General features: G+C 41.8%; 20 protein-coding genes and 1 tRNA gene. 11 read left to right on the top strand and 10 right to left on the bottom strand.

Features of this window, described 5'->3' with window-relative positions; all coding sequences use genetic code 11:
- Window positions 1-132 precede the first annotated feature (132 nt).
- The 4 genes from QZX97_RS04425 to QZX97_RS04410 all read right to left on the bottom strand — a co-directional run bounded on the left by QZX97_RS04425 (window position 133) and on the right by QZX97_RS04410 (window position 4200).
- The gene (locus QZX97_RS04425) at window positions 133-759 is read right to left on the bottom strand and encodes a hypothetical protein (protein WP_295664256.1); all 627 of its coding nucleotides are present in this window, start codon (window positions 757-759) and stop codon (window positions 133-135) included.
- Window positions 743-2731 carry an AAA family ATPase gene (locus QZX97_RS04420; protein WP_295654588.1) on the bottom strand — a complete coding sequence of 663 codons (1989 nt, stop codon included), beginning with the start codon at window positions 2729-2731 and terminating at the stop codon, window positions 743-745. The genes QZX97_RS04425 and QZX97_RS04420 overlap by 17 nt, the downstream gene beginning before the upstream one ends.
- A gap of 262 nt (window positions 2732-2993) precedes the next feature.
- Window positions 2994-3686 carry a nucleotidyl transferase AbiEii/AbiGii toxin family protein gene (locus QZX97_RS04415; RefSeq protein ID WP_295654586.1) on the bottom strand — a complete coding sequence of 231 codons (693 nt, stop codon included), beginning with the start codon at window positions 3684-3686 and terminating at the stop codon, window positions 2994-2996.
- Window positions 3679-4200 (bottom strand): hypothetical protein, encoded by a 522-nt coding sequence (locus QZX97_RS04410; RefSeq protein ID WP_295654584.1) that lies wholly within the window; start codon window positions 4198-4200, stop codon window positions 3679-3681. The genes QZX97_RS04415 and QZX97_RS04410 overlap by 8 nt, the downstream gene beginning before the upstream one ends.
- Before the next feature lie 389 nt (window positions 4201-4589).
- On the opposite strand from QZX97_RS04410, the gene QZX97_RS04405 reads away from it, so the two are divergent.
- Window positions 4590-5243: a hypothetical protein gene (locus QZX97_RS04405; protein WP_295654582.1), complete on the top strand. Its 654-nt coding sequence runs from the start codon at window positions 4590-4592 to the stop codon at window positions 5241-5243.
- Between the two features lie 351 nt (window positions 5244-5594).
- Here QZX97_RS04405 and QZX97_RS04400 read toward each other — a convergent pair whose 3' ends face one another.
- Both QZX97_RS04400 and QZX97_RS04395 read right to left on the bottom strand, forming a co-directional pair.
- A complete protein-coding gene (locus QZX97_RS04400; RefSeq protein WP_295654580.1) occupies window positions 5595-8012 on the bottom strand; it encodes an outer membrane beta-barrel protein in 2418 nt (805 codons plus the stop codon).
- An 821-nt stretch (window positions 8013-8833) separates the two neighbouring features.
- Window positions 8834-8915, bottom strand: a tRNA-Leu gene (locus QZX97_RS04395).
- Between the two features lie 132 nt (window positions 8916-9047).
- On the opposite strand from QZX97_RS04395, the gene QZX97_RS04390 reads away from it, so the two are divergent.
- From QZX97_RS04390 to QZX97_RS04375, 4 genes are all read left to right on the top strand, one after another.
- A complete protein-coding gene (locus QZX97_RS04390) occupies window positions 9048-10427 on the top strand; it encodes a DUF1080 domain-containing protein (RefSeq protein ID WP_295654578.1) in 1380 nt (459 codons plus the stop codon).
- Between the two features lie 12 nt (window positions 10428-10439).
- Window positions 10440-11795: a Gfo/Idh/MocA family oxidoreductase gene (locus QZX97_RS04385; RefSeq protein WP_295654577.1), complete on the top strand. Its 1356-nt coding sequence runs from the start codon at window positions 10440-10442 to the stop codon at window positions 11793-11795.
- Window positions 11796-11962: 167 nt separating this feature from the next.
- Window positions 11963-13000, top strand: coding sequence for a PmoA family protein (locus tag QZX97_RS04380; protein WP_295654575.1), 1038 nt, complete (start codon window positions 11963-11965; stop codon window positions 12998-13000).
- Between the two features lie 117 nt (window positions 13001-13117).
- Entirely contained in the window at window positions 13118-13801 is a 684-nt protein-coding gene (locus QZX97_RS04375) for a hypothetical protein (protein ID WP_295654573.1), read from the top strand.
- A 29-nt stretch (window positions 13802-13830) separates the two neighbouring features.
- Here the strand turns inward: QZX97_RS04375 and QZX97_RS04370 are convergent, their stop codons facing one another.
- Window positions 13831-14280 (bottom strand): cupin domain-containing protein, encoded by a 450-nt coding sequence (locus QZX97_RS04370; protein WP_295654571.1) that lies wholly within the window; start codon window positions 14278-14280, stop codon window positions 13831-13833.
- Window positions 14281-14435: 155 nt separating this feature from the next.
- Between QZX97_RS04370 and QZX97_RS04365 the strand changes: the two genes are divergently transcribed.
- The 6 genes from QZX97_RS04365 (at window position 14436) to QZX97_RS04340 (ending at window position 18799) form a co-directional block, all read left to right on the top strand.
- Window positions 14436-14720: a hypothetical protein gene (locus QZX97_RS04365; protein WP_295654569.1), complete on the top strand. Its 285-nt coding sequence runs from the start codon at window positions 14436-14438 to the stop codon at window positions 14718-14720.
- Window positions 14721-14750: 30 nt separating this feature from the next.
- Window positions 14751-15128, top strand: a complete 378-nt coding sequence (locus QZX97_RS04360) for a VOC family protein (protein WP_295664253.1) — start codon at window positions 14751-14753, stop codon at window positions 15126-15128.
- A gap of 138 nt (window positions 15129-15266) precedes the next feature.
- Window positions 15267-16391, top strand: coding sequence for a cyclic dehypoxanthinyl futalosine synthase (mqnC, locus tag QZX97_RS04355; protein ID WP_295654565.1), 1125 nt, complete (start codon window positions 15267-15269; stop codon window positions 16389-16391).
- 294 nt (window positions 16392-16685) lie between these two features.
- Window positions 16686-17246, top strand: coding sequence for an SMC-Scp complex subunit ScpB (gene scpB, locus QZX97_RS04350; protein WP_295654562.1), 561 nt, complete (start codon window positions 16686-16688; stop codon window positions 17244-17246).
- 152 nt (window positions 17247-17398) lie between these two features.
- A complete protein-coding gene (locus tag QZX97_RS04345; RefSeq protein WP_295654560.1) occupies window positions 17399-17599 on the top strand; it encodes a hypothetical protein in 201 nt (66 codons plus the stop codon).
- Between the two features lie 81 nt (window positions 17600-17680).
- Window positions 17681-18799, top strand: a complete 1119-nt coding sequence (locus QZX97_RS04340) for a GNAT family N-acetyltransferase (RefSeq protein ID WP_295654557.1) — start codon at window positions 17681-17683, stop codon at window positions 18797-18799.
- A gap of 36 nt (window positions 18800-18835) precedes the next feature.
- On the opposite strand, the gene QZX97_RS04335 is transcribed toward QZX97_RS04340, so the two are convergent.
- From QZX97_RS04335 to tpiA, 3 genes are all read right to left on the bottom strand, one after another.
- Complete coding sequence (locus tag QZX97_RS04335) at window positions 18836-19177, bottom strand: helix-turn-helix transcriptional regulator (protein ID WP_295654556.1); 342 nt, start codon at window positions 19175-19177, stop codon at window positions 18836-18838.
- A 399-nt stretch (window positions 19178-19576) separates the two neighbouring features.
- Complete coding sequence (gene prmA, locus QZX97_RS04330) at window positions 19577-20413, bottom strand: 50S ribosomal protein L11 methyltransferase (protein WP_295654554.1); 837 nt, start codon at window positions 20411-20413, stop codon at window positions 19577-19579.
- Window positions 20414-20825: 412 nt separating this feature from the next.
- Window positions 20826-21590 carry a triose-phosphate isomerase gene (tpiA, locus tag QZX97_RS04325; RefSeq protein ID WP_295654553.1) on the bottom strand — a complete coding sequence of 255 codons (765 nt, stop codon included), beginning with the start codon at window positions 21588-21590 and terminating at the stop codon, window positions 20826-20828.
- Window positions 21591-21594: the final 4 nt, after the last annotated feature.

The raw sequence follows: 21594 nt of genomic DNA, 5'->3' as shown, positions 1-21594 counted from the left end.
TCTTACTGCGAATCTCTTTGATATAGTTTTCTGCTGTTTGTTTCTTCTTGGTTTCCATTGTCTTAAAGTTAATTAATCTTTGGAAACACTCCACAAGCTTAGCACCCTATCGGTCCACTTTCAGCTGACGATTTACACCCTGCTTTGTAAATTTGAATTGGTATTAATAACCCTGATAAGGTTAAGTGTTTTAAAGAGTATTTGGTTTAAAACATGTAGCTGATCGTAAACCGTATATTTAACAAAAAATCGCTCTTTGTGGATGATATTTTTGGAGATGTGTTTTGCAAAAACAAGCTTACCCTTTAGAGCGGTGCAGTTATCTTCCTGCTTACGGTACTTTTTAATTAAACCCTGGTGAACCAACCTTTCAACCTGAACGAGGAATGATTCGATATAGATATCAAGGATACTGTTGTTTTTGATCTTAAGGCTGGTTTCGCTACTGGCAGATACATCAAACGTACCCACCTTTCTGAGCATATCAATAAGTATCTTTTTCCATTGGTTCTTATCATCGCTTCCACGGTCCACTTTGGGCAGCACCTCTATGGTTAAATTACCAACCTGTAAAACCCCTACGTACTCACAAAACTTAATTCCATTGTATAGCAATGTGAAATACGGTACATCACCAGTACTACCGAACTTTTGTAAAGCTGTTAGTTGAGTGGGTGTTATTTTACATTCGCCTGTATCCGAAAGACGGACGGCTTCATGCTCAAAAACAGTGATCGTATTTTCAGACTGTTTTTTCAACTTTGTTGTTGAGTAATAAGTTCAATGCCTCTTCAAAATTGATTATCTCTTCTTTCCCATTAGCACCTATATTAAACGGCGTATTCAACCGGTGGTCAAGTATTTCAAATACATCCTTCTCCGGCACTGTATCCTGATCAAAATCCCAGTTAGCAAAATCAGTATTGGTCATTGATTTAGCTCGGATAAACCCTTTTCCAAGTACTAACCCTATCCGACTAAAATCACCATAAAAATATTCCTGCAATAACGGGATGATTTTATTATAAAAAACATCCATCAAATCATTTAAACTATAAACCGACATAAAGTAAGAATGCCCAATAGTATGATCTGATGACAGTAGTTTTTCTAACCGGGTATTTATTTTGGTCAAAATCGAAGCTAAGTTCAAACCTGAAAACCCCAGATCGTTAAATATTGAACTGTTTGCCAATTTATCTACCATTTCATTATCCCACAGTCTTTGTTTTTCATCGTTAGACATACTTTTTAAATCATTTGCTCCTAACAATTCATACAACGACTGTTCTTTTGATAAGAATGGTTCGTCTTTCCAATCTAATTCTGGGTAATCCCACCATAAGCGCCAAACCATTTGCTGCGGAGAAACCAATTCGGGTATTGATGGCATCTCGGTAAAACTAAAGCGCCTACGTAGTGCAGTATCTAAAGCCTCAACGCTTCGGTCTGCTGTATTCATTGTGCCAATGATATACAGGTTAGGTGGTACCGAAAACTTCTCTTTAGAGTAAGGCAAAACAACCTCTAAGGCTTCGCGTTCCCCCATCCTTTTATCACTTTCAATAAGTGTGATCAGCTCGCCAAATATCTGGGAAACGTTACCACGATTTATTTCGTCAATTATCAGAACATAATTCTTTTCATCTTTTTCAACGCCACCACTTGCAACCGAATATTCATTTAGTTTTGATAAAACACCAGGATAATAAATACCGAGGCCGCTCTTCATTCTATCTCTTCTATTGTAATAAAAAGCACGGAGGGTTTTAATACTAAGAGTGTGATCTGTATTTCCATTCGACTTTTTAAACAATATCGAATACTTAGTAAAACCGATGATGGTAAATTCTTTCCCATCGGTTTTCATTTTAATCGGCATGACTTGATTTTCTTCCCATGCATCCTTAAACTTTAAAAATGCCTCGTCAAAAGGTAACTGGGTTTTGTCCCCATTATCCACGTCAAGCCAATTATCTGTAGCTAATTCAACTATCCGTTTAAACACACCTGCAGAGTTTTCGTATTTTAAATCAACATTGTCCAGCACTGGTTTTAAACCTTCTATAAAATCCTCATAGTTAAATGATTGATGAAATGTTACAAATGCTACTTGACCAAATAGATTATCCCAGTCGTCAATAAGTAACTCATCAAATCGTTCCTTCAAACTTTCTCTACCGGCGTAGTAATGAACTAAAGATGTTTCTTTTATACGATCAATTATAGAGACTGCTTTATTAATAGTGTGGTATGTTTTACCTGATCCTGGAGGCCCGTATAAAATTTGGTTTAGTTGTTTTTCATCATAGATATCTTCTTCCTTAAAACCCGGTAAGGCACCACTCGTCTTTTTCCCACCAAAAATAAATTCAATGTTTTCACGATGGTTAACTTGACTTATGGTCGACCTATATGCACCACGCCCATCGAGCTTAAAGTTTTTAAAGTTCTTGTCCCAATCAACTTTTAGAAGTCGTCCGTCGCGAGGATTTGCGGTTACAGTACCGATGGTGTGGACTTCTAATACAGAAATATTTTTTCCATCCTTCTTACGAGTGTACGTCGTTTTTGCCGCCAATTTTGAACCAACAGGTATGCTATTTACTTTTTGAAGGTATTTATCATCAAACCCGTTTTCCCATATTCCCTTTTCAACAAAACGGGGAAGCTGGCTTTCTGAATTACCTCCCCAGGAGAAACCCACACAATAATATTTTACATCACTCATTAAATAAAATTAAAAAGGTTTAGATCGATGAAATAAATAAAGATTACTTCCACTTCTGTTTTACATCATTCACCATTTCCTCGGCCTCAAGCTCTACAGTACTGCCGTTACGGCGGACGTAAAACTGTTTTCGATTATTTTCGGCTTAGTTTTTCATGAATACGTGGGTAGACAATGTGTTAACATAGACAATCATCAAAGCGTCAAGGTAAATTTATTGAAAGAATCCAACTAATATAGTATTTTATAAATATTTAATAATTTATTTACTAATATTCAAACCAGCCTCAAGACTAACACGGATATAATTAGCGTCTATCCCACCATATCCACCCGTGAGGTGCGCATATAAGCCTTCTTCGAAATCATCCTTGTAGATGACCTTTACGAACTCGTCATGAAGATATGCCTTTAGTTGTTCCGGTGCATTTTGCAATTGTGCTACAAGGTCATCGACGTTTTCCCAAACATACACCATATCCTCAAAATCTTTGCTGGTACGGTAGTCGTTTTTGCCTCTGCCTTTGAACGCCTCCCATTTTGAAGCGATAAAATACGGTAATGAAAATATGCGAATAGTTGTTTGTTGGTCCAGGTCGTGGTCAATCGCTTGCGCAAACCCCTCGGGATACCATTTGTTACTAAAGCCTATGGCATCCGGCTCTGTTGGCATAATATCAACTATTATCCCTTGTATTTGATAGCGGCATAAAACACCGGAGGCAATATCGTTCCTAAACCCGAGGCTGACCAATTTTTCTTCCAATGCTGCAAAACCGTGGTATGTTGCTATTTCTACAATTACATCAATATCATCTGTCGGACGTACTTCGGATGCAATAGACGGGTTTGTTGCATATAGTGACACAGTTGCTCCACCTACGAAAACGAACTCCTGTTCCAGCCCTTGAAGTACCTGATTAACAGCTTTTATCCGGATTAGGTTATCATGCATGTTCTAAATCGAATAAACTTTTTAATAATTCCAATGCTTTATCGCTTTCCCTTACTCTGCCGACACGTATTGTATCAACCAAAGCCAACATATCGTACAGCTTTTCATCATTCTGAACGGCTGATACTTGATTTGGGTATAACGGTGTAATCGCTTGACCTTTTGCTGTACCCTTTTGCGAAGGCCATACATACACATCATTTGATACGAAGTGGTTTTTGAGTATTGGGGCGCTATGTGCGGTAGGGATACCTCTCACAATTGGCCCAGGTTCTACCGGGAATACATAACTTAACCCATGCGCAATAAAGCTAAAAAGTGCATTTTTAAATACTTTCTTCTTATCCGGGCTGATTAACTTAGCGATCATAGATCGGTTTAGTGATTCGCTGATTTCGGAAGGACTAATCTCTAAGCTTTGAGCAAGGTCTTTATTGAGCCACCCATCTTCCAAAGAAAGTATCTTGAGCAGTACTACAAGATCATGCGGTCTCATTCCACTATGTGCTTTCATATACAAACATAACACTTAATTCTCAATTCGCAAATCGCGAATTGCAAATAAGCGATAATGCGAACATCTCTCTATAACTTATCCCCGCCTACAGGTTTCATATTAATAGCAACAACTAACGAACTAAATGTATACCTTTAGAAGACCGAATCAGATAAAAAAATCCAATGTTTCACAGTTGTTTCACAGCGACAATAAGCAAACCACATAAAGAAATGATAATCAACCAACTAAAAGACAACCACGCCACATTTGGGATGTGGAGGCCGCAGGTTCGAATCCTGCCATCCCGACTAAAGCGATACCAATCGAAGTCAAGAAATATTTATCAATTGTATATCAAAATGGAACCACGGCAACCAAAATAAACCTTAATCCCTAAAAATCACATGAAGAAATTTATTGCGAGAGAAATACTAATCCTACTGTCCGCTATTTGTATTAGCCTTTTGTGCTTTTTAGGAACCTTTGGTTACAATTTCTTTAAGGATTTACAAATAAAAAATTTAGATAAACATAGAAATAGTGTACAAAGACAATCAGACAGATTAAATTATATTTTTGATTATAAACAAAGAAATCATGTATGGTACTTCGAAAACATGAGCAGAGAAATGAATTTCGATTTGTCAAATAAAATCATAAACAACGAAGAGAATTTATGGGATTATACGGTTAAGGCTAACGTTTTCGGTAAAATAGATAGTGTGAATGCACGGTGGAATGGAAAATGGAAGAAAGAGGGGTTAACTGAACACTTTAAAAATATTGGCTTCTCTACTCCTCAAAAACTCAACAATTTTATCATTGAGAAATCAATTTCTCCTAACGATTCTTTAAATCACAAAAAATCAATCGCAATAAAAAGTAATTTGGACAATTTGAGTAATAAATTAAAAACTCTCAATGAATCAAAATTAGAACAATACGAACAGAAGTACTTCGGCTATCAATCTTTCGTTATACTCTTATTTTTACTTTTTGGACTTAGGTATCTTTATTACTTACTAAAATGGTGCATATTAACATTAAAGAATAGTTAGCTCTGAATTTTAATAGCCTAAAAACCAAAAGACATAACAGATTTAGAGAAGTGATTTAAAATGGATATAAGCCTATTCAAGGTATCTAAACTAAATTGTTGTTGCATAACTGAAAACAGATCGTTAAATTTGTGTCAATCACTGTTAAAAAGTATGTGAGTAAAACAGTGAGTAGTTCTAAAAAGTCTCCATCAATTTATTGATATATAGTTATTTGCGGAAAGGATTAATCATCCTGCCATCCCGACAACAAGCGATACCAAACAAAAAACCCTTCGAAAAATCGGAGGGTTTTTTGTTATTATAAAGCGCTCCTCTTTTACAATAAGCATCTAAAGAACTATCTATCTTTTATTTGGCCTTACTGCCCGTACTCAAAAAATTATAACTGAAGGATACAGCAAAGTTACGGGTATCAACCACGCCTAAATTTTGCCATGCAAAGTTGGTCCCAAGTACAGTGGCATCGGTATTGCTTTGCCCAAACAGATTGGTAGCCACAAAACGTACCAGCATTTTATTATGATAAAACGACTTGCGCAATGCAAAACTGTTAGTTGCCGGGCCGTTAGTGTAACTCTGGGCAAATGAAAGTGTAGTGTAATTAAAGTTGCCATCAAAAGCTATGGCATACGGCAATGTTAATTGCAGGCCCAGTTTGTAATAATGGCTGTAGGCTGTATGGCTGTTGGCTAAGTAAGCGCTTGGTTGATAAAATACCTGGCCAATAGTTGAACCGCCATTAATAATGATATGATGCGCCGGGCGATAATCGCCGTAAATGGTTATGGTATTATATGTACTGGGGCCCAAATTATCATACTGGTACTGCGCGCGGCCGGGTCTGTCGACACTAATAATACGTTCAATCATGTTATTGGTATAGCTGTAGCCGATGCGAGTATAAAACGACCATTTTTCATTAGCTGTACTGAAACTAAGATCTGCCTGTTGGGTGTACGATGGCGTGATATTGAGGTTACGGAAAGTAACATTATTCGAGTCGGGCGAGGCTACTGACGGGTTAAGCGCTACATTATTTGGCCGGGCGGTATGTCCGCTGTAACTCAACCCGATGGTATAAAGATTGCGTACCCGCTTAGTGATAGAGGCGTTGGGGAAAATATGTAGATACGGATTGATAAACTGTGTTTTTGCAGCAGGCTGGTTTACCACCTGCAAAGTGTAATTAACGTAAGCTATTTCGGCCCGGGCTTCGCCCCTAAACATCCATCCGTGATTAGTACGGATTACTCCACTGCCATAACAGGCGTAAATACCTTGCTGGTAGTTAAATATATTGCTTTGGCTTGCAACCCTGGTATATACATTGGTTTTGATGTTAATGTTCTCCACATCCTGGTTGTTGTTATTGGTACGAACATCTGCTGATATACCATAAGCGATGGCACTTTTTGTATTGCGGATGGGCTGCTCATAATCGGCTTTGGCCTGCATACCGCTATAGGAGTTAATTAAGCTGTAGGTTTGTTCAAACGGCAAACGGTTGGCAATGGGCTGCCCTGCCGCATTTTGATAATTTACCATCATAAAACGGCTCACAGGGCTTGTGCTTCCGTTCAGGGCAAAACTCGCATCAAGCTGCCCCCGGCTTCGTTTTATTTTCCAGCGATAGCCCAAATTGATATTGTAGTTAAAGGTATGGCTATAGTTATTGCCGGTCTGGGTGTTTGCCGAGCTTTGTATTTGCTTATAATTTAGAAAGCGGTAATCGCCGAGCGATTGCCCGATATTCCGGTTAAAGTTATAATTGGATGATAATTTAAGGGTCCGGGTGCTATCTATCGTCCAGCTAAGCATCTCGCTGAGGTTATGCCCAAAACCTATCGAATGGCTATTGATATATTGGTTTCGATAAAAACCGGTGTCACTAAAAAAACGTTGGGTATTGCTGCTGTTATACGTAACCGGGTTATCAGCAAAGCCATAGCTACTTGTAAATAACAGCTTTTTTTGCTTGTTTGACAGATAGCCGTTACCGCTAAAATTACCGAGCGTGCCTGCACTAACCGACGTTACGCCATTTAAACCGAACTTATGATCTTTTTTCAGGATGATATTGATAATACCATCCCCGTCCGATGAATATTTTGCCGGAGGATTTAGCAATACCTCTATCTTATCAATCGCATCAGATGGCAACACATCCAACAGGTCGGTAATATTTGCCGTCATATAATCCGATGGCTCACCGTCAATAAATATCCGGGTATTTCGTTTACCGGCTATAGTTGGTACACCATCAATACCCATGCTTACCAGCGGAACATTGTTCAATACATCTGTGGCGTTGCTGCCAACGGCCAGCAAACTTTGCGCCATGTTGTACGTTATCTGGTCTGCATCAAAAGTCACTACTCGTTTTTTATCGGTAATGATAACTTCGCGCATTATGGCGGTACGCTTTTTTAGCCTGATGGTACCAGTGTTAAAAACAGGGTTATCGGCATCCGGTTCTACATCAGCCACAATCGCCTTATCAAATCCTACATGGGTAATGATAAGGCTATAGTAGCCTAGGGGCACATTTTTAAACTCAAACTCACCAAGCGTATTGGTTTGGGTTGCTTTGATAACAATGCCCTCATTATCCTGATCAACAAGGGCTAATTTTGCATAGGGTATTAGCTTACCCGATTCTTCATCAACCAACCTACCTTTTACCCAACCAACGCTACCGCTTTGAGCAAACAGCTTGGCTGTTGCAAATAGCAATATCACAAAAAGTAAAAATCTTACTTTCAACATTCAGGGTTTAAAAAATAGTTTAATCAGGAGGTATTATTATATTGGTTGTATTCATAACCAATTCGTTGCTAAAGTAATAAATTTCCAGATAAAATAATGATATTAGAGATTACAATATTGAACCTGTTGAAATAAATGGAAACGAATGACCGCGAATTGCTCCTATCCCGAATATTAGATGCCCCGGTATCTTTAGTTTGGGAAGTTTGGACCAATCTATTTATTGGAAATAAATAATTAATGCATTTTTTGCGGCAGATGTAACCGCGATGTACAGCCTGGAAACGAACTTTCCACTCTGCTTTGTCGATATGTAAATAAGTGTGTTGCTAATTTATAACAAACAAACTTCATACCTTTAGGAGTACCGAATCTGATAGAAAAACCAGTGTTTCACAGCGACAATAAGCAAACCACATAAAGAAAGGGTAGCCGATGTATTAAGTGCCCAGAATTAACGCCCTCAAACTAAATATACCCGATGTTAGTTTAGTGCTTTCATCGGATCAAAACCCAGATTGATGGTTAATTGCTGATAGGCAACCACCCGCTTAGGTAAAACCGATTGAGTTTCCGTAGCCAAATTTGGCGTCCAGTAACATTCTATAGTGTGGCCATACTTTATCACTTTCCAATAAAAAGCAGGGAAGGTATTGGTAACCGTGCCGTTGGTAAGAAAAAAAGTAGCAGGATACCGTGGAATATTAGTGGAAGTTTATAGTATAAAACAACACAAATTTGTGATCTTTTGTATAAAATAAAAAAACCCACTTTAGTTAAAAAGCGGGTTTCTGTTATAAATAGTGCCTTTTTAGGGCCTGTGCGGAAGAAGGGACTCGAACCCCCACGCCTCGCGGCGCCAGATCCTAAGTCTGGTGCGGCTACCAATTACGCCACTTCCGCGTTTTTGTTGGTCGGCAAAGGTAAGCTAAAAAGCCGAAAACAAAAACGCTATTTCAAAAATTTAAACATCGCGCCTGTTTTCTTTAATAATTCTGCTACCTTTAAATCCATAAACCCGTTATAACCCTCTTCATGAAAAAACTGATTTCAGTAGCCTGTTCTGCTGCTATGTCCGTAATCTTTATTTCGGCCAGCGGTTTGCATGCGCAATCTATACTTAAAACCGAAAAACTGTTCGACGGCAAAACCCTTAAAGGTTGGAAACGCGTAGCCGGCACTGCCGAGTTTACCGTGGAAAACGGTGCCATTGTAGGCACCGCCGTGCCCAACAGCGGCAACACTTTTTTAGTCACAGATAAACAATACAGCGATTTTGTACTCGACCTGGATGTACTGGTAGAAAGCCCGGCAAGTAACTCGGGCATACAAACACGCAGTCATTTTAATACCCCCGGCCACGAAAACCGGGTTTATGGCCGTCAGGTGGAGATTGACCCTTCGGCACGTGCATGGACAGGTGGAATATACGATGAAGGCCGACGCGAATGGCTTTACCCATTAGATTTACATGCAGAAGCTAAGCCTATTTTTAAAGTGGGCGTATACAACCACATGAGGGTATGGTGCAAGGGCAACGAAATGAAAACCTGGGTAAACGGCATCCCCGTGGCTTATGTGGTGGATACCGTTGACAGCAAAGGCTTTATCGGCTTACAGGTACATGCCATACAAAGCAAGGAAGCGGAAGGCAAAAAGGTGTGTTTTAAAAACATCATCCTTAAGACTGGTGCCATTGGCCCCGGTACCTTCCCTGCCGATATTTATGTGGTGAACAACGTGCCAAACTACTTAACCCCTTATGAAAAACTGCATGGCTGGAAACTACTGTTCGATGGCAAAACCCACGATGGCTGGCGCAGCGCCGCGGTCGACCATTTCCCCGCCAAAGGTTGGGTGGTGGATAGCGGTAAGATAACCGTATTATCATCCGAAGGAAAAGAAGCCCAAAACGGCGGCGATATTGTTACCAATAAACTATTCAGCGCGTTCGATTTGTCCTTCGAGTTTAAGATAACACCTGGCGCAAACAGTGGGGTAAAGTACTTTGTCACCCTGAATGAAAAGACCACCGGCTCGGCCATTGGCCTGGAATACCAGGTGCTTGATGATGTATTGCACCCCGATGCCAAACTGGGCCGTTTTGGTAACCGCACCTTGGCATCATTGTACGATTTGATACCCGCGCAAAAGCAAAAACGCTTCATCCGCCCGGTTGGTGCCTGGAATCAGGGCCGTATTGTGGTAACGCCCGATAACCATGTTTCCCATTATTTAAACGGTGTGAAGGTATTGGAATACGTGCGTGGCTCACAAGCTTTCCGCGATTCTGTCGCGATAAGCAAATTTAAAATATGGCCGGGCTTTGGCGAGGCAAAAGAAGGGCATATCCTTTTGCAGGACCATGGCAATCAGGTATCCTTTCGCAGTATAAAAATCAAAGAACTTAAATAATTATAAAGCAATATGAACAATTCCCGTCGAGTTTTTCTTCAGCAATCGGCACTGGTTGGCGCCGGTGTTTTGGCCAGCAAAGTAAGCTGGAGCGCCAGTAGTTATAAACGTATTATTGGCGCTAACGACCGTGTGCGCGTAGGTGTGGTCGGCTTTTCCGACAGGCACCGCAGCTCTCATATCCCCGCCTTTATGAACCATTGCAAGGAACTCAATTTTGAAGTAACCGCCGTGTCCGATATTTGGAAAATGCGCCGCGAGCAAGGCTCGGCCACATGGAAAGAAAAAATGGGGCACGATGTTACCGCCTGCCGCAACAACGAGGAAATGTATGACAAGAAACTGGTAGATGCCGTTTTTGTAAGCACCGCCGATTTTCAGCATGCCATACACGCCGCCGAAGCCGTTAGGGCCGGTTGCGATGTGTATTGCGAAAAACCCTTTGCCGAAACGATGGAAGATAACCGAATGGCCTTGAAAACCATTAAAGCGTCCGACAGGATCGTACAGATAGGTTCGCAACGCCGCAGCGGCACAAATTATCAGGCTGCTTATGATTTTATCAATTCGGGCAAATTTGGCCCGATGACGATGGTGGAGCTCACCTGGAACGTAAACCAGCCCGGCCGCTGGCGCCGTCCCGAGTTATTGAATGTACTGAAAGAAGAAGATACCGACTGGAAACGCTTTTTGCTGAACCGCCCTCATGATACCTTCGATCCAAGAAAATATTTGGAGTTCCGCCTGTTTTGGCCCTATTCTTCCGGTTTGCCCGGACAATGGATGAGCCACCAGATCGACACCGTACACTGGTTCAGCGGCCTGCAGCACCCGCGCAGTGTGGTAGCCAATGGCGGCATTTACCAATGGAAAGATGGCCGCAAAAACTGGGATACCATTACCGCCGTGTTTGATTATGGCCCGGTAAACGACCCGTCGACGGGTTTCCAGGTAACTTTCGCTTCGCGAATGAACAATGGCGATGAAAACCCATCCGAAATATATTATTCCAACGGCGGTGAGCTCAATTTGGTAACCAACAAAGTTTCACCCAAAGGCGGGCTTACCGAAAAACTGGCCTCGGCTATGGGCATGCACGCCAATTTATTGCCCGAGGTTTCGCTATCCAATGCCGAAAAAGTGGTGGCATCGGCCAATACCGGCGGCGATATTTTAACAAGCAACCACGTGCGCAACTGGATGGAATGTGTGCGCAGTCGAAAAACACCGCATGCGCCTGTTGAAGCGGGCTACAGCCACTCCATCGCCACCATTATGGCGAATGCCGCTGTACATACCGGCCAAAAAGTTACTTTTGATGAAGCAACGCAGGAAGTAATGGCGGGCGGTAAACCGTTTAAATATTAAAAAGAAACAGATAACAAACAATGTCATTTCGACCGTAGGGAGAAAACTTCTGAGAGCGATAGGCCGTCGGATAGGTAAGCGAGCGACAAATCCGTCGTGAATGCATTTGTTCGTAAAGGTTTCTCGTCGCTGCGCTCGCTCGAAATGACATTTTTTTTAACAATAACATGAAACACAAAATCATTATTGCCACCCTCCTATCAGGGTCAATATTATCCGCCTCAGCGCAAAAAGCAGAGTTAGTTAAAGTTGTCAAAGTCCCTAAACAAAACAAGGTTGACATTTTAATTGGCGGCAAGCCTTTTACCAGCTTTAATTACCCCGACAGTTTAGAAAAACCCTTCCTTTACCCGGTACATGCCCCTAACGGAACGGTGGTAACACGCGGCTTCCCGCTCGACCCCAGGCCAGGCGACCCGACCGACCATCCTCATCATATCGGCATTTGGTTCAATTATGAGAATGTAAACGGTTTGGATTTTTGGAACAACAGCTACGCCATTGCAAAAGAGAAAAAGAGCCAATACGGCTGGGTAAAAACTGACCACGTTTTAAGCATGTTGAGCGGCACTAAAGGCAAACTCACTTTCCACGCCAACTGGGTAAACCAGGCCAACGATAAACTATTGGACGAAAAAACCACATTCACTTTTAGCGGGACGGCACATGAGCGCATTATCGACCGTGTAACCACGCTTACCGCCAATACCGACGTTACGTTTAACGATGCCAAAGATGGTTTGATGGGCCTGCGCTTGGCGCACGAGTTGCAAATACCTTCCAATCAGCCGCAAAAGTTTACCGATGACAAAGGCAATGTTACCATTGTAGCCCCCGGAAGCGATAAAATACCGAACGGTACATATTTAACCAGCGAAGGCAAAAAAGGCGACGATGCCTGGAGCACACGCGGCACCTGGTGCAAAGTTTACGGTAAAATGGGTACCGATTCCATCAGCATCGCCATTATCGACCATCCGAAAAACTTTAACTACCCTACCTTTTGGCACGCCCGCGGCTACGGCCTGTTTGCCGCCAACCCATTGGGCGAAAAGGCCTTCACCAAAGCCAAAACCAAACCCGATCTGCATTTAACCAAGGGCCAGTCGGTAACGTTCAGGTACAGGATAGTGGTGCAAAGCGGCGATAACACATTAGCGCCGAAAACTATAACGGCTTTGGCGAAACAGTTTGCTGCCCCCTAACCCCCTAAAGGGGGAACTGATAGTTTGATAGCTAATGAACCCATACAAAGGCGTTTTCAACTTTTTTCAAATAGTTTTTTTATATTTAACATATAAGACGACTTATCATTTTTCTATATGACAAATTATCTGATAAAGATTGAAAACACCCAAACACATCACTATAGAGTTGTTCTTGATGGAAATATAGTAAGTATCACCGATGGTGTATTTTACAACTGGCTAAATACATTATCGCGACGATTCGACTCTGAGGCATTGGCCAAAACCGAATCTGAAAAACTTGTAAATGAAAAGTTAAAAGAAGGGTATCAAAAAACAACATTTGTTGAAAGCCTTGAAAACAACATGCAAGTCTATGATAAAGCGAAGTGGCATTTTCAAGGTGATTTCCCCCAAGAATTAGATGAATTTCAGGGCTATGTACATACTGGCTTTTTCTTAGGTTGTATGATTGATAATGACTTAGTCAGCGAACAATTTATTGAAGATAACCCTGAAGAAATTGCAAAATTCAAAAAACGCGAATTAACAGGGCCGCAGGTATTTGAAACGTGTTGCGATGGAGTTCTTACCATTGAGGATATTAACGAGAAAGGAAACCGGTTCGGGATGCATTATTATAATACTAATGAAGAGTATATAAATGATTATATAAATGTTTTAGTTGTAAATCGCCCATCAGTATATCATGTCGAAGACACATGGGAAAATTACTTTCTTATCAAAGAAGTTTTTGATAAGAAATTATCAATTGCACAAAACCAAACACAAAAAAAACCTTTTTGGAAGTTTTGGTAACTATACAAAATCCCTTTTCCGTTCCCCCTTCAGGGGGTTAGGGGGCTCCTCCATTTTATCGCATGGTATATGGCCACGTCAGTACCCACATTTTTGAGGTTATGCAGATCGTTTGAGGATTGGAAGATGACCGAGCCTGGGCCTACACGCTTTAGCTCGCCATTTACCAGCACCTCAACTGTACCCTGGCGTACAATGGTCAGTTCCTCTTCGGGGTGCTGATGCGGCGGGTGGGCAATTTCGCCCGGATTCAAACTGGTTTCGTGTATCTCCAACTGGCCCAGCGTTTTGGTGGGGTTATCGCAAAACTGTCGCTTCTCGCCTACCGATGTTTTGGTAACTTTTATAGTCGTATAGTCAAATGCTGTTGATGGCAGCATTGCAGGGGCCGTGCGGTGTGCTATAATTGCTATCGGGATGCACATAATGAGGGCGGTAATGGCTACCAGCATCAACTCACGTTGGGTAAATTTTTTCATACTATTTGGGGTTATTTTTTTATTGGTTGCTCAAATCTAAAATATTTCATGTTATGTTAATAACAAGGCAACATTAAAAACCTAATCTCGTAAAAAGCGGCATCCTATTTGCATTGGTTACCGTATATCAGGAAAATATTAAACATTTACCCAATATGAGCACTTCCTATACAGCGACAATCAATGGCGCTTTCGACCTGAAAGGTCAATTCACACAAAAACTTTGGGAAATAGAACAACGCCACCTCGACTGGTTTAAAAAACGCCCCGCCATATTCGATTTCCAGGACTACGATTCTATTGGCAACCACACCTTTAGGGAAGAAGACGGCGAGTACGTGCGCTTTAATTTCTGGAAACACTCCGAGCTACCTGAAAACATTCAGACCGAATGCTTGTTAGCTTTCGAAGAGGTTTACGGCGGCAGGATATCCGCTTAAGCGAAACTATTAAAAACTAAATTTATGGATATGCTAAAAGACAGTAAAGCTTTCAGCGGCTATTCCGTTGATGATATACAAAAAGCGAAAGCATTTTATCAGGGCGTGTTAGGCTTGGATGTATCGGAAACTATGGGGATGCTTAAATTGAATATCCAGGACTCCAGCCCCATTATTGTTTACCCAAAAGGTGAGCAACACAGTGCGGCTACATTTACCGTGCTCAATTTCCCGGTTGACGATATTGATAAGACGGTAAACGACCTGGTGCAAAAGGGCGTTAAATTTGAGCTATACGGCGAGCCATTTAAGCAGGATGAAAAAGGCATAGCGCACAACCCCCATGGGCCTAAAATCGCCTGGTTTAAAGACCCTGCGGGGAATATTTTGTCGGTGTTGGAGGAATAGGAAGACGGAATTCAGAAATCTGACGTCGGAGCTCTGATCATCTTAAATAGTTTTCTGACATCTGACCTCCGACAGCTGACTTCATATTTTGACTTTCGACTTATAACTTTTGACTTACAAAGTCAGTATCTTTACGGCATGAATACTGCCGACCTGTTACAGCGCGCCCTCAACTTCGAGTTTTTGAGTATTGAAGAAGGTGTATTTTTATACGAACACGCCCCAACCACCGAGTTGATGTACGTAGCCAACGAGCTGCGCAAAATACAGGTGCCGCATGGCAAGGTAACCTGGCAGATTGACCGTAATGTAAATACCACTAATGTTTGTATAGCTAATTGCAAGTTTTGCAACTTTTTTCGTCGGCCAGGGCACGAGGATAGCTACATTACCGATATCGAAACCTACAAACAAAAAATAGAAGAAACTTTCCGCTATGGCGGGGACCAGTTGTTGCTGCAGGGCGGCCACCACCCCGATTTGGGCCTGAAGTTTTATGCCGACCTGTTTAAACAACTAAAGGAACTCTACCCTACCCTAAAACTACACTCGCTCGGTCCGCCCGAAATAGCCCACGTGGCTAAACTGGAAGGCATGAGCCATATTGATGTGTTAAGGGCCTTGAAAGAGGCAGGATTAGATTCATTGCCCGGCGCCGGTGCCGAAATATTGAACGACCGTGTTCGCCGACTGATATCAAAAGGAAAATGCGGTGGCAAAGAATGGCTGGATGTAATGCGCGCGGCACACCAATTGAATTTGCCAACATCGGCTACCATGATGTTTGGGCATGTGGAAACCATCGAAGAGCGCTTTGAGCATCTGGTTTGGTTACGCGAAGTGCAGGCCGAAAAACCCGAAGGGCATTATGGCTTTATCGCCTTTATCCCATGGCCATTTCAGGACGATGGGACCTTGTTACGCAAAGTGCGCGGTATTACCAACAACGTAAGTGGCGACGAGTACATCCGTATGATAGCCTTAAGCCGTATTATGCTGCCAAACGTTAAAAATATACAGGCATCGTGGTTAACCGTTGGTAAAGCAGTGGCACAGATATGTTTACACGCCGGAGCAAATGATTTTGGCTCCATCATGATAGAAGAAAACGTGGTATCGGCTGCAGGTGCACCTCACCGATTCACCGCAAAAGGCATACAGGATTCCATTCGCGAAGCAGGTTTTGAGCCGCAAATGCGCACCCAGAAATATGAATGGCGTGAGCTACCTGTACAGATAGAAGAGCAGGTAATCAATTATTAAGGCAAAAAAGAAGGGTCGGTTACTCTCGCAGTTTCCGACCCAACATCTACCTATGAAAAACAATCCTTTGTATGGATTGAAGATGGTAATTCAAACCCCGTGCCAAGCTAAAATACCCTCAAAAAGTCCTGATTATACCATTGGTTAAATTTTTTTATCGTTTATGTAGAAATAATTACATGGCCAACGTGGTGTATTTTACTCATTCCCAACCACATTGTGGCCTAATTTCCCGGCCGCCAACATAAATGTACATGGTAGGAGCAAAAAATATATATTTGTGCCTATTAACGCATGGAAAGCCCCGAATTATATATCGAAGCATTAATATTCGCATCTGAGAACAGCATCAGGGCCGAAGAAATCATGTATTGTCTGCAACTAAGCTTTGAGCAGGATTTTAGTGAGGCCGAAGTGTTAACAGCCATCCAAAATATCAAACAAAAATACGATGCACCGGGCTTTGCCATGCAACTGGTCAACATTAGCAATGGGTATCAGTTTTTAACCAAACCCGAATACCATACCGTAATTAAGCAGTTACAGCTGCAACGCTCCAAGAAAAAGTTGAGCCAGGCCGCGTTGGAAACACTGGCTATTATCGCCTACCAGCAACCGGTAACCAAACTGGATATTGAACAAATACGCGGCGTAAACTGCGATTACTCGGTACAAAAGCTGCTCGAAAAGGAATTAATTGTGATAACCGGCAAGGCCGAAACCGTTGGAAAACCCATTTTATATGCCACCAGCCCATTTTTTATGGATTATTTTGGCATCAACAGCATCAACCAATTACCTCAATTAAAAGAACTTATATCGGCCGGATCGGACATTGGCGAGCAGCAGGAATAATTTTTTTAAATACCTTTTTATAACAATTTTGATTTTCTTTATTTTTGAAGAACCAAGAGATAAAAATTTGTCTCAAAAAAAGACTTTGATATTCTAATTTCTTAGTAAATTTAAACTTAGATAAACTCAACAATAACGCTAATCTATTTTCGATGGAAACTCCCAGGAAACCGGTAAAAAAGAAAAGTGCGACAAAAAAGGCAGGCGATGCAAAAAAATCCCTGACACCGGCAGCAGCTAAACCAAAAAGCAGGTTTGTTGACGATGACGATGAGGATGACTTTGACGCGCCCATGGATGACCTGGCTGCCTTTGACCACCTCGACGGATTGGAAGAAGAGGAAGACTTTTAATCGGTTTACCTTGTTTTTAGATAAGATATCATAAGCATCCGGCTTAGGCAGGATGCTTTTTTTATAACCATACCACCCCACATGACCATTAACGAAGTACACGGCAAAGCCGACAAAAAAGCATTTTTGGATGCCGCACGCATCATCTACAAAAACGACACCGTATGGGTTTGCCCGCTCGATAATGATATTGAAGCGGTTTTTGACCCCGCAAAGAACAACTTTCACAAGCATGGGCAAATAACCCGCTGGGTACTGCGCGATGCCAACAATAAACTGATTGGTCGTTTAGCAGCTTTTATTAACGAAGAAAAAGCTTATAAAACCGAACTGCCAACTGGGGGCATGGGCTTTTTTGAATGCATTGATAATAAAGAAGCTGCCTTTTTGTTAATGGACACAGCCAAAAACTGGCTGGCAGCAAAAGGTATGAAAGCCATGGAAGGCCCCATCAACTTTGGCGAGAATGATAAATTTTGGGGCTTACTGGTGGAGGGTTTTACCCATCCCAGTTATGGCATGAACTATAATCCACCTTATTACAAAGCTTTTTTTGAGGAATATGGTTTTAAAACAGAGTATGAGCAGATCACCAATCATCTGCAGGTGTACAACCCCTTCCCCGAAAGGTTTGATAAGATAGCCAATTGGGTAGCCAAAAAACCGGGTTACGAGTTCAGGCATCTGGAGGCAAAAAAGATTGACCAGTATGCCGCCGATTTTATGGAGATATACAACGACGCCTGGAAAAACTTTGAAAACTTCGCGCCCATAAATCGCGAAACCATTATGGAAAGCTTTAAACAAATGCAAGCCATTATGGACGAAAATCTGATATGGTTTGCTTATGTAAACAACGAGCCGGCATCCTTCGTCATCATACTGCCCGATGCTAACCAGATGATAAAACCATTGAACGGCAAACTTGACCTGATAGGCAAACTGAAGTTTTTATACTACCGATGGAAAGGTGTATCGCGCATGCGGGCCATTGTAATGGGTACTAAAGAGAAATTTCAAAAACACGGTCTCGAGTCGGCTATGTTTATCAAGCTGAAAGAATACACCTACCCGCTAAAAAAATATTTTGAGCTCGAGCTGTCATGGGTGGGCGATTTTAATGATAAGATGCTGGCCATACACGAGGCTACCGGCGCCACATTTGGCAAGCGGCATTTAACGATGAAGAAAATATTTTAGGTACAAAAAAGCCCCCGATAAATCGGGGGCTGTATATTATGCGGTAGCTTTATTAAGCCTGAGTTCTTCGTAAAGTTCGATTACTTTTTTCTGAAGGTCAATCACTTCTGTTTCACGGTCGCTTAACTTTTTGGTCATCGTGTCAAGCTCCGAGTTGTATTTGTTTTCCTGTTCAAGGTCGTTAAATGTCAATAGCTGCACTACGGACATTTCGAACAAAATAGAGATTTGTTCAAGGCGCGATAGGTTGATATCGGTAATGCCTGTTTCAATTTTTGAGAATGCGGGGATAGAAATGTCTAAGCGTTTTGCGACGTCTTCCTGGCTCCAGCCGCGTTGATGGCGGAGGAGCCTGATCTTTTTACCGAGTGTTTTCATTTATTTAATTAATTAAGGATTAGGGCTTTGTAATTAACTTATAAAGTTAGGATATTTTTTTTAATTAAAAATAGCATTCTCGTTAAGTTTCTTGTAAAAATTTTTCGACCTGTTTGGCATATACCAATCAGACCATATAATATCAATAATTTTTTATCTGTTGTAAGTGTTTTTCAATCTGGCAGTTCTCTTTATCTTTTCTGGTAAAAGTACCTTTAAACATTAAAAATTCTTTTATATCCATACAGGGTATAAAACCTCATTTAAGTTTATTAGTTATAAAGAAAAACCTAAGTTACAAAGAAAATCTATTTTACAAATAAAATTAGTTATAAACTATAACTAATGTTTAAAACATTAAACGATGTTGAATAAAAACAATGTTTAAACTTACGTTTTTTAGTACTTAAACTTAGCCGACACCCATTCTTTATCTTTTTTGTGGGCTATATAGGTGAGGCCAAGCCGCTTGGCTTCGGCGGTGATGATGCCCAGGTCGGGCGATTCGTAAAAGCCACTGAAGTAAATTTCGCCGCCGGGTTTTAATACTTCGGTGTAGCGGGCCATTTGGTCGAGCAGGATATTGCGGTTGATGTTGGCGAGAATGATGTCGTAAACTTCATCAGGTATGGCTTCCTTCGAACCGCATAGCGGGATGATATTATTGATGTTATTCAATTGCGCGTTTTCGATTGTGCTGTCATAACAAACTTCGTCATAATCGATAGCGGTAACCTGCTTCGCTCCCATTTTTGAGGCCAGTATGGCGAGGATGCCCGTACCGCAACCCATATCCAAAACGGTTTTGTCAACATAGTTTGTTTCCAGCATCCATTCCATCATCATGGCAGTGGTTTGGTGGTGGCCCGTGCCAAAAGCCATTTTCGGGTCTATTACAATTTCGTATGCAGACGCAGGTTTTGGCTGGTGAAAGGTGGCGCGCACAAAAACCTTGTTCAACACCTCAATGGGTTCAAAATTGCTTTCCCATACTTCGTTCCAGTTTTTTTGGGGGATAAGTGCCGCCTCGTACGAAAAAGCGAACATTGCCGCGTATGGCTCCAATACTTCGTCCAACTCCTCGGTGTAAAAACCCTCTTCGGGAATATAGGCTACAAAGCCCTTATCTGTATCCTCAAAAGTATCAAAACCAAACTCCGCCAGGGCGTTGATGAGCAGGTCCTGCTGGTAAGCTTCAGTTGGGTGGGTGGTGAAAGTGAGGGAATAGTAGTTCATTTTGAGTATTGCGATGGGCGTATTGCGTATTGCGATTTAATTATTCTGAGTAGGTGTGGAACGTTGTAAATCGAATATTCTTAGTTTGTTCAACTTGTTTAGCTTTTTCTAATATCATATCGTTAACTTCCCACTCACTAATCCTCACAGAAAACGGCTCTTCATCTTCAATTGACAACAGGATCAATCCCATTTCATCTAAAGCATTCTTGATTTGAATCTCGAAATCAAGGGGGTTGATAGCATAACCTTAAACATTAACATAAGCTCCTTTGCCCGATTTCAAAACACTTTCAGTATCTTGATTTGCTGAAACATGAGCTAAACATATCCAAATTTGATTTTCTTCACCCATTCGTCCCTATTTTTGGACCTTTATCGCTATACGCAATACGCACATCTCAATACGCAATCAATTAAACACTTTCAATATATCCACAAAATCCCTTGCCTTTAGCGATGCACCGCCGATGAGGCCACCGTCGATATCGGGTTTTGCGAACAGTTCGGGGGCGTTTTTAGGGTTGCAGCTTCCGCCATACAGGATGCTGATACCATCGGCAACAGCCTGGCCGTATTTCGCGGCAATTTCTTTGCGAATGAAAGCATGTATCTCCTGCGCCTGCTCGGCACTCGCAGTTACGCCTGTACCTATGGCCCAAACCGGTTCGTAAGCTATCACCAGTTTACTGAACTCAGATGCCTCCAAATGGAACACCGCCTCAACCAGTTGTTGTTTGATGATATCGAAATACACACCGCTTTCGCGCTCCTGCAAGGTTTCGCCGATGCAGAAGATGGGTTTTAAACCGTGTTTTAATACGGTATCGGTTTTTTTGGCCAGCAGTTCGTTGGTTTCGCCAAAATACTGGCGGCGCTCCGAGTGGCCCAATATCACGTAAGTAACACCAACCGAAGTGAGCATCTTGGCCGAAATCTCGCCGGTATAAGCGCCCGATTCTGCCTGGTGCGCGTTTTGCGCCCCCACCGATAGTTTGGTATTGCCTTTTGCCAAAGCGGTTAAAGCACTTAAATGTATGTACGGACTGCAAACAATGGCTTGCTGGCTGCCGGTAATATCCTGCGCAATAAAGGCCGCAACTTCGTTAAATAAGGTGATACCTTCGTTAAGGTCGAGGTTCATTTTCCAGTTGCCGGCTACAATTTTTTGTCTCATGATG

This window comes from uncultured Mucilaginibacter sp. (assembly GCF_903893715.1).
Classification (GTDB): Bacteria; Bacteroidota; Bacteroidia; order Sphingobacteriales; family Sphingobacteriaceae; genus Mucilaginibacter.
This window is presented reverse-complemented; position numbering and strand designations above follow the sequence as displayed.

Excerpts from the sequence above, each read along its gene's own strand:
- QZX97_RS04420 (WP_295654588.1), bottom strand. The coding sequence starts at position 2,731 with ATGAGTGATGTAAAATATTATTGTGTGGGTTTCTCCTGGGGAGGTAAT.
- QZX97_RS04415 (WP_295654586.1), bottom strand. The coding sequence starts at position 3,686 with ATGCATGATAACCTAATCCGGATAAAAGCTGTTAATCAGGTACTTCAA.
- QZX97_RS04410 (WP_295654584.1), bottom strand. The coding sequence starts at position 4,200 with ATGAAAGCACATAGTGGAATGAGACCGCATGATCTTGTAGTACTGCTC.
- QZX97_RS04405 (WP_295654582.1), top strand. The coding sequence starts at position 4,590 with ATGAAGAAATTTATTGCGAGAGAAATACTAATCCTACTGTCCGCTATT.
- QZX97_RS04400 (WP_295654580.1), bottom strand. The coding sequence starts at position 8,012 with ATGTTGAAAGTAAGATTTTTACTTTTTGTGATATTGCTATTTGCAACA.
- QZX97_RS04390 (WP_295654578.1), top strand. The coding sequence starts at position 9,048 with ATGAAAAAACTGATTTCAGTAGCCTGTTCTGCTGCTATGTCCGTAATC.
- QZX97_RS04385 (WP_295654577.1), top strand. The coding sequence starts at position 10,440 with ATGAACAATTCCCGTCGAGTTTTTCTTCAGCAATCGGCACTGGTTGGC.
- QZX97_RS04380 (WP_295654575.1), top strand. The coding sequence starts at position 11,963 with ATGAAACACAAAATCATTATTGCCACCCTCCTATCAGGGTCAATATTA.
- QZX97_RS04375 (WP_295654573.1), top strand. The coding sequence starts at position 13,118 with ATGACAAATTATCTGATAAAGATTGAAAACACCCAAACACATCACTAT.
- QZX97_RS04370 (WP_295654571.1), bottom strand. The coding sequence starts at position 14,280 with ATGAAAAAATTTACCCAACGTGAGTTGATGCTGGTAGCCATTACCGCC.
- QZX97_RS04365 (WP_295654569.1), top strand. The coding sequence starts at position 14,436 with ATGAGCACTTCCTATACAGCGACAATCAATGGCGCTTTCGACCTGAAA.
- QZX97_RS04360 (WP_295664253.1), top strand. The coding sequence starts at position 14,751 with ATGCTAAAAGACAGTAAAGCTTTCAGCGGCTATTCCGTTGATGATATA.
- mqnC (WP_295654565.1), top strand. The coding sequence starts at position 15,267 with ATGAATACTGCCGACCTGTTACAGCGCGCCCTCAACTTCGAGTTTTTG.
- scpB (WP_295654562.1), top strand. The coding sequence starts at position 16,686 with ATGGAAAGCCCCGAATTATATATCGAAGCATTAATATTCGCATCTGAG.
- QZX97_RS04345 (WP_295654560.1), top strand. The coding sequence starts at position 17,399 with ATGGAAACTCCCAGGAAACCGGTAAAAAAGAAAAGTGCGACAAAAAAG.
- QZX97_RS04340 (WP_295654557.1), top strand. The coding sequence starts at position 17,681 with ATGACCATTAACGAAGTACACGGCAAAGCCGACAAAAAAGCATTTTTG.
- QZX97_RS04335 (WP_295654556.1), bottom strand. The coding sequence starts at position 19,177 with ATGAAAACACTCGGTAAAAAGATCAGGCTCCTCCGCCATCAACGCGGC.
- prmA (WP_295654554.1), bottom strand. The coding sequence starts at position 20,413 with ATGAACTACTATTCCCTCACTTTCACCACCCACCCAACTGAAGCTTAC.
- tpiA (WP_295654553.1), bottom strand. The coding sequence starts at position 21,590 with ATGAGACAAAAAATTGTAGCCGGCAACTGGAAAATGAACCTCGACCTT.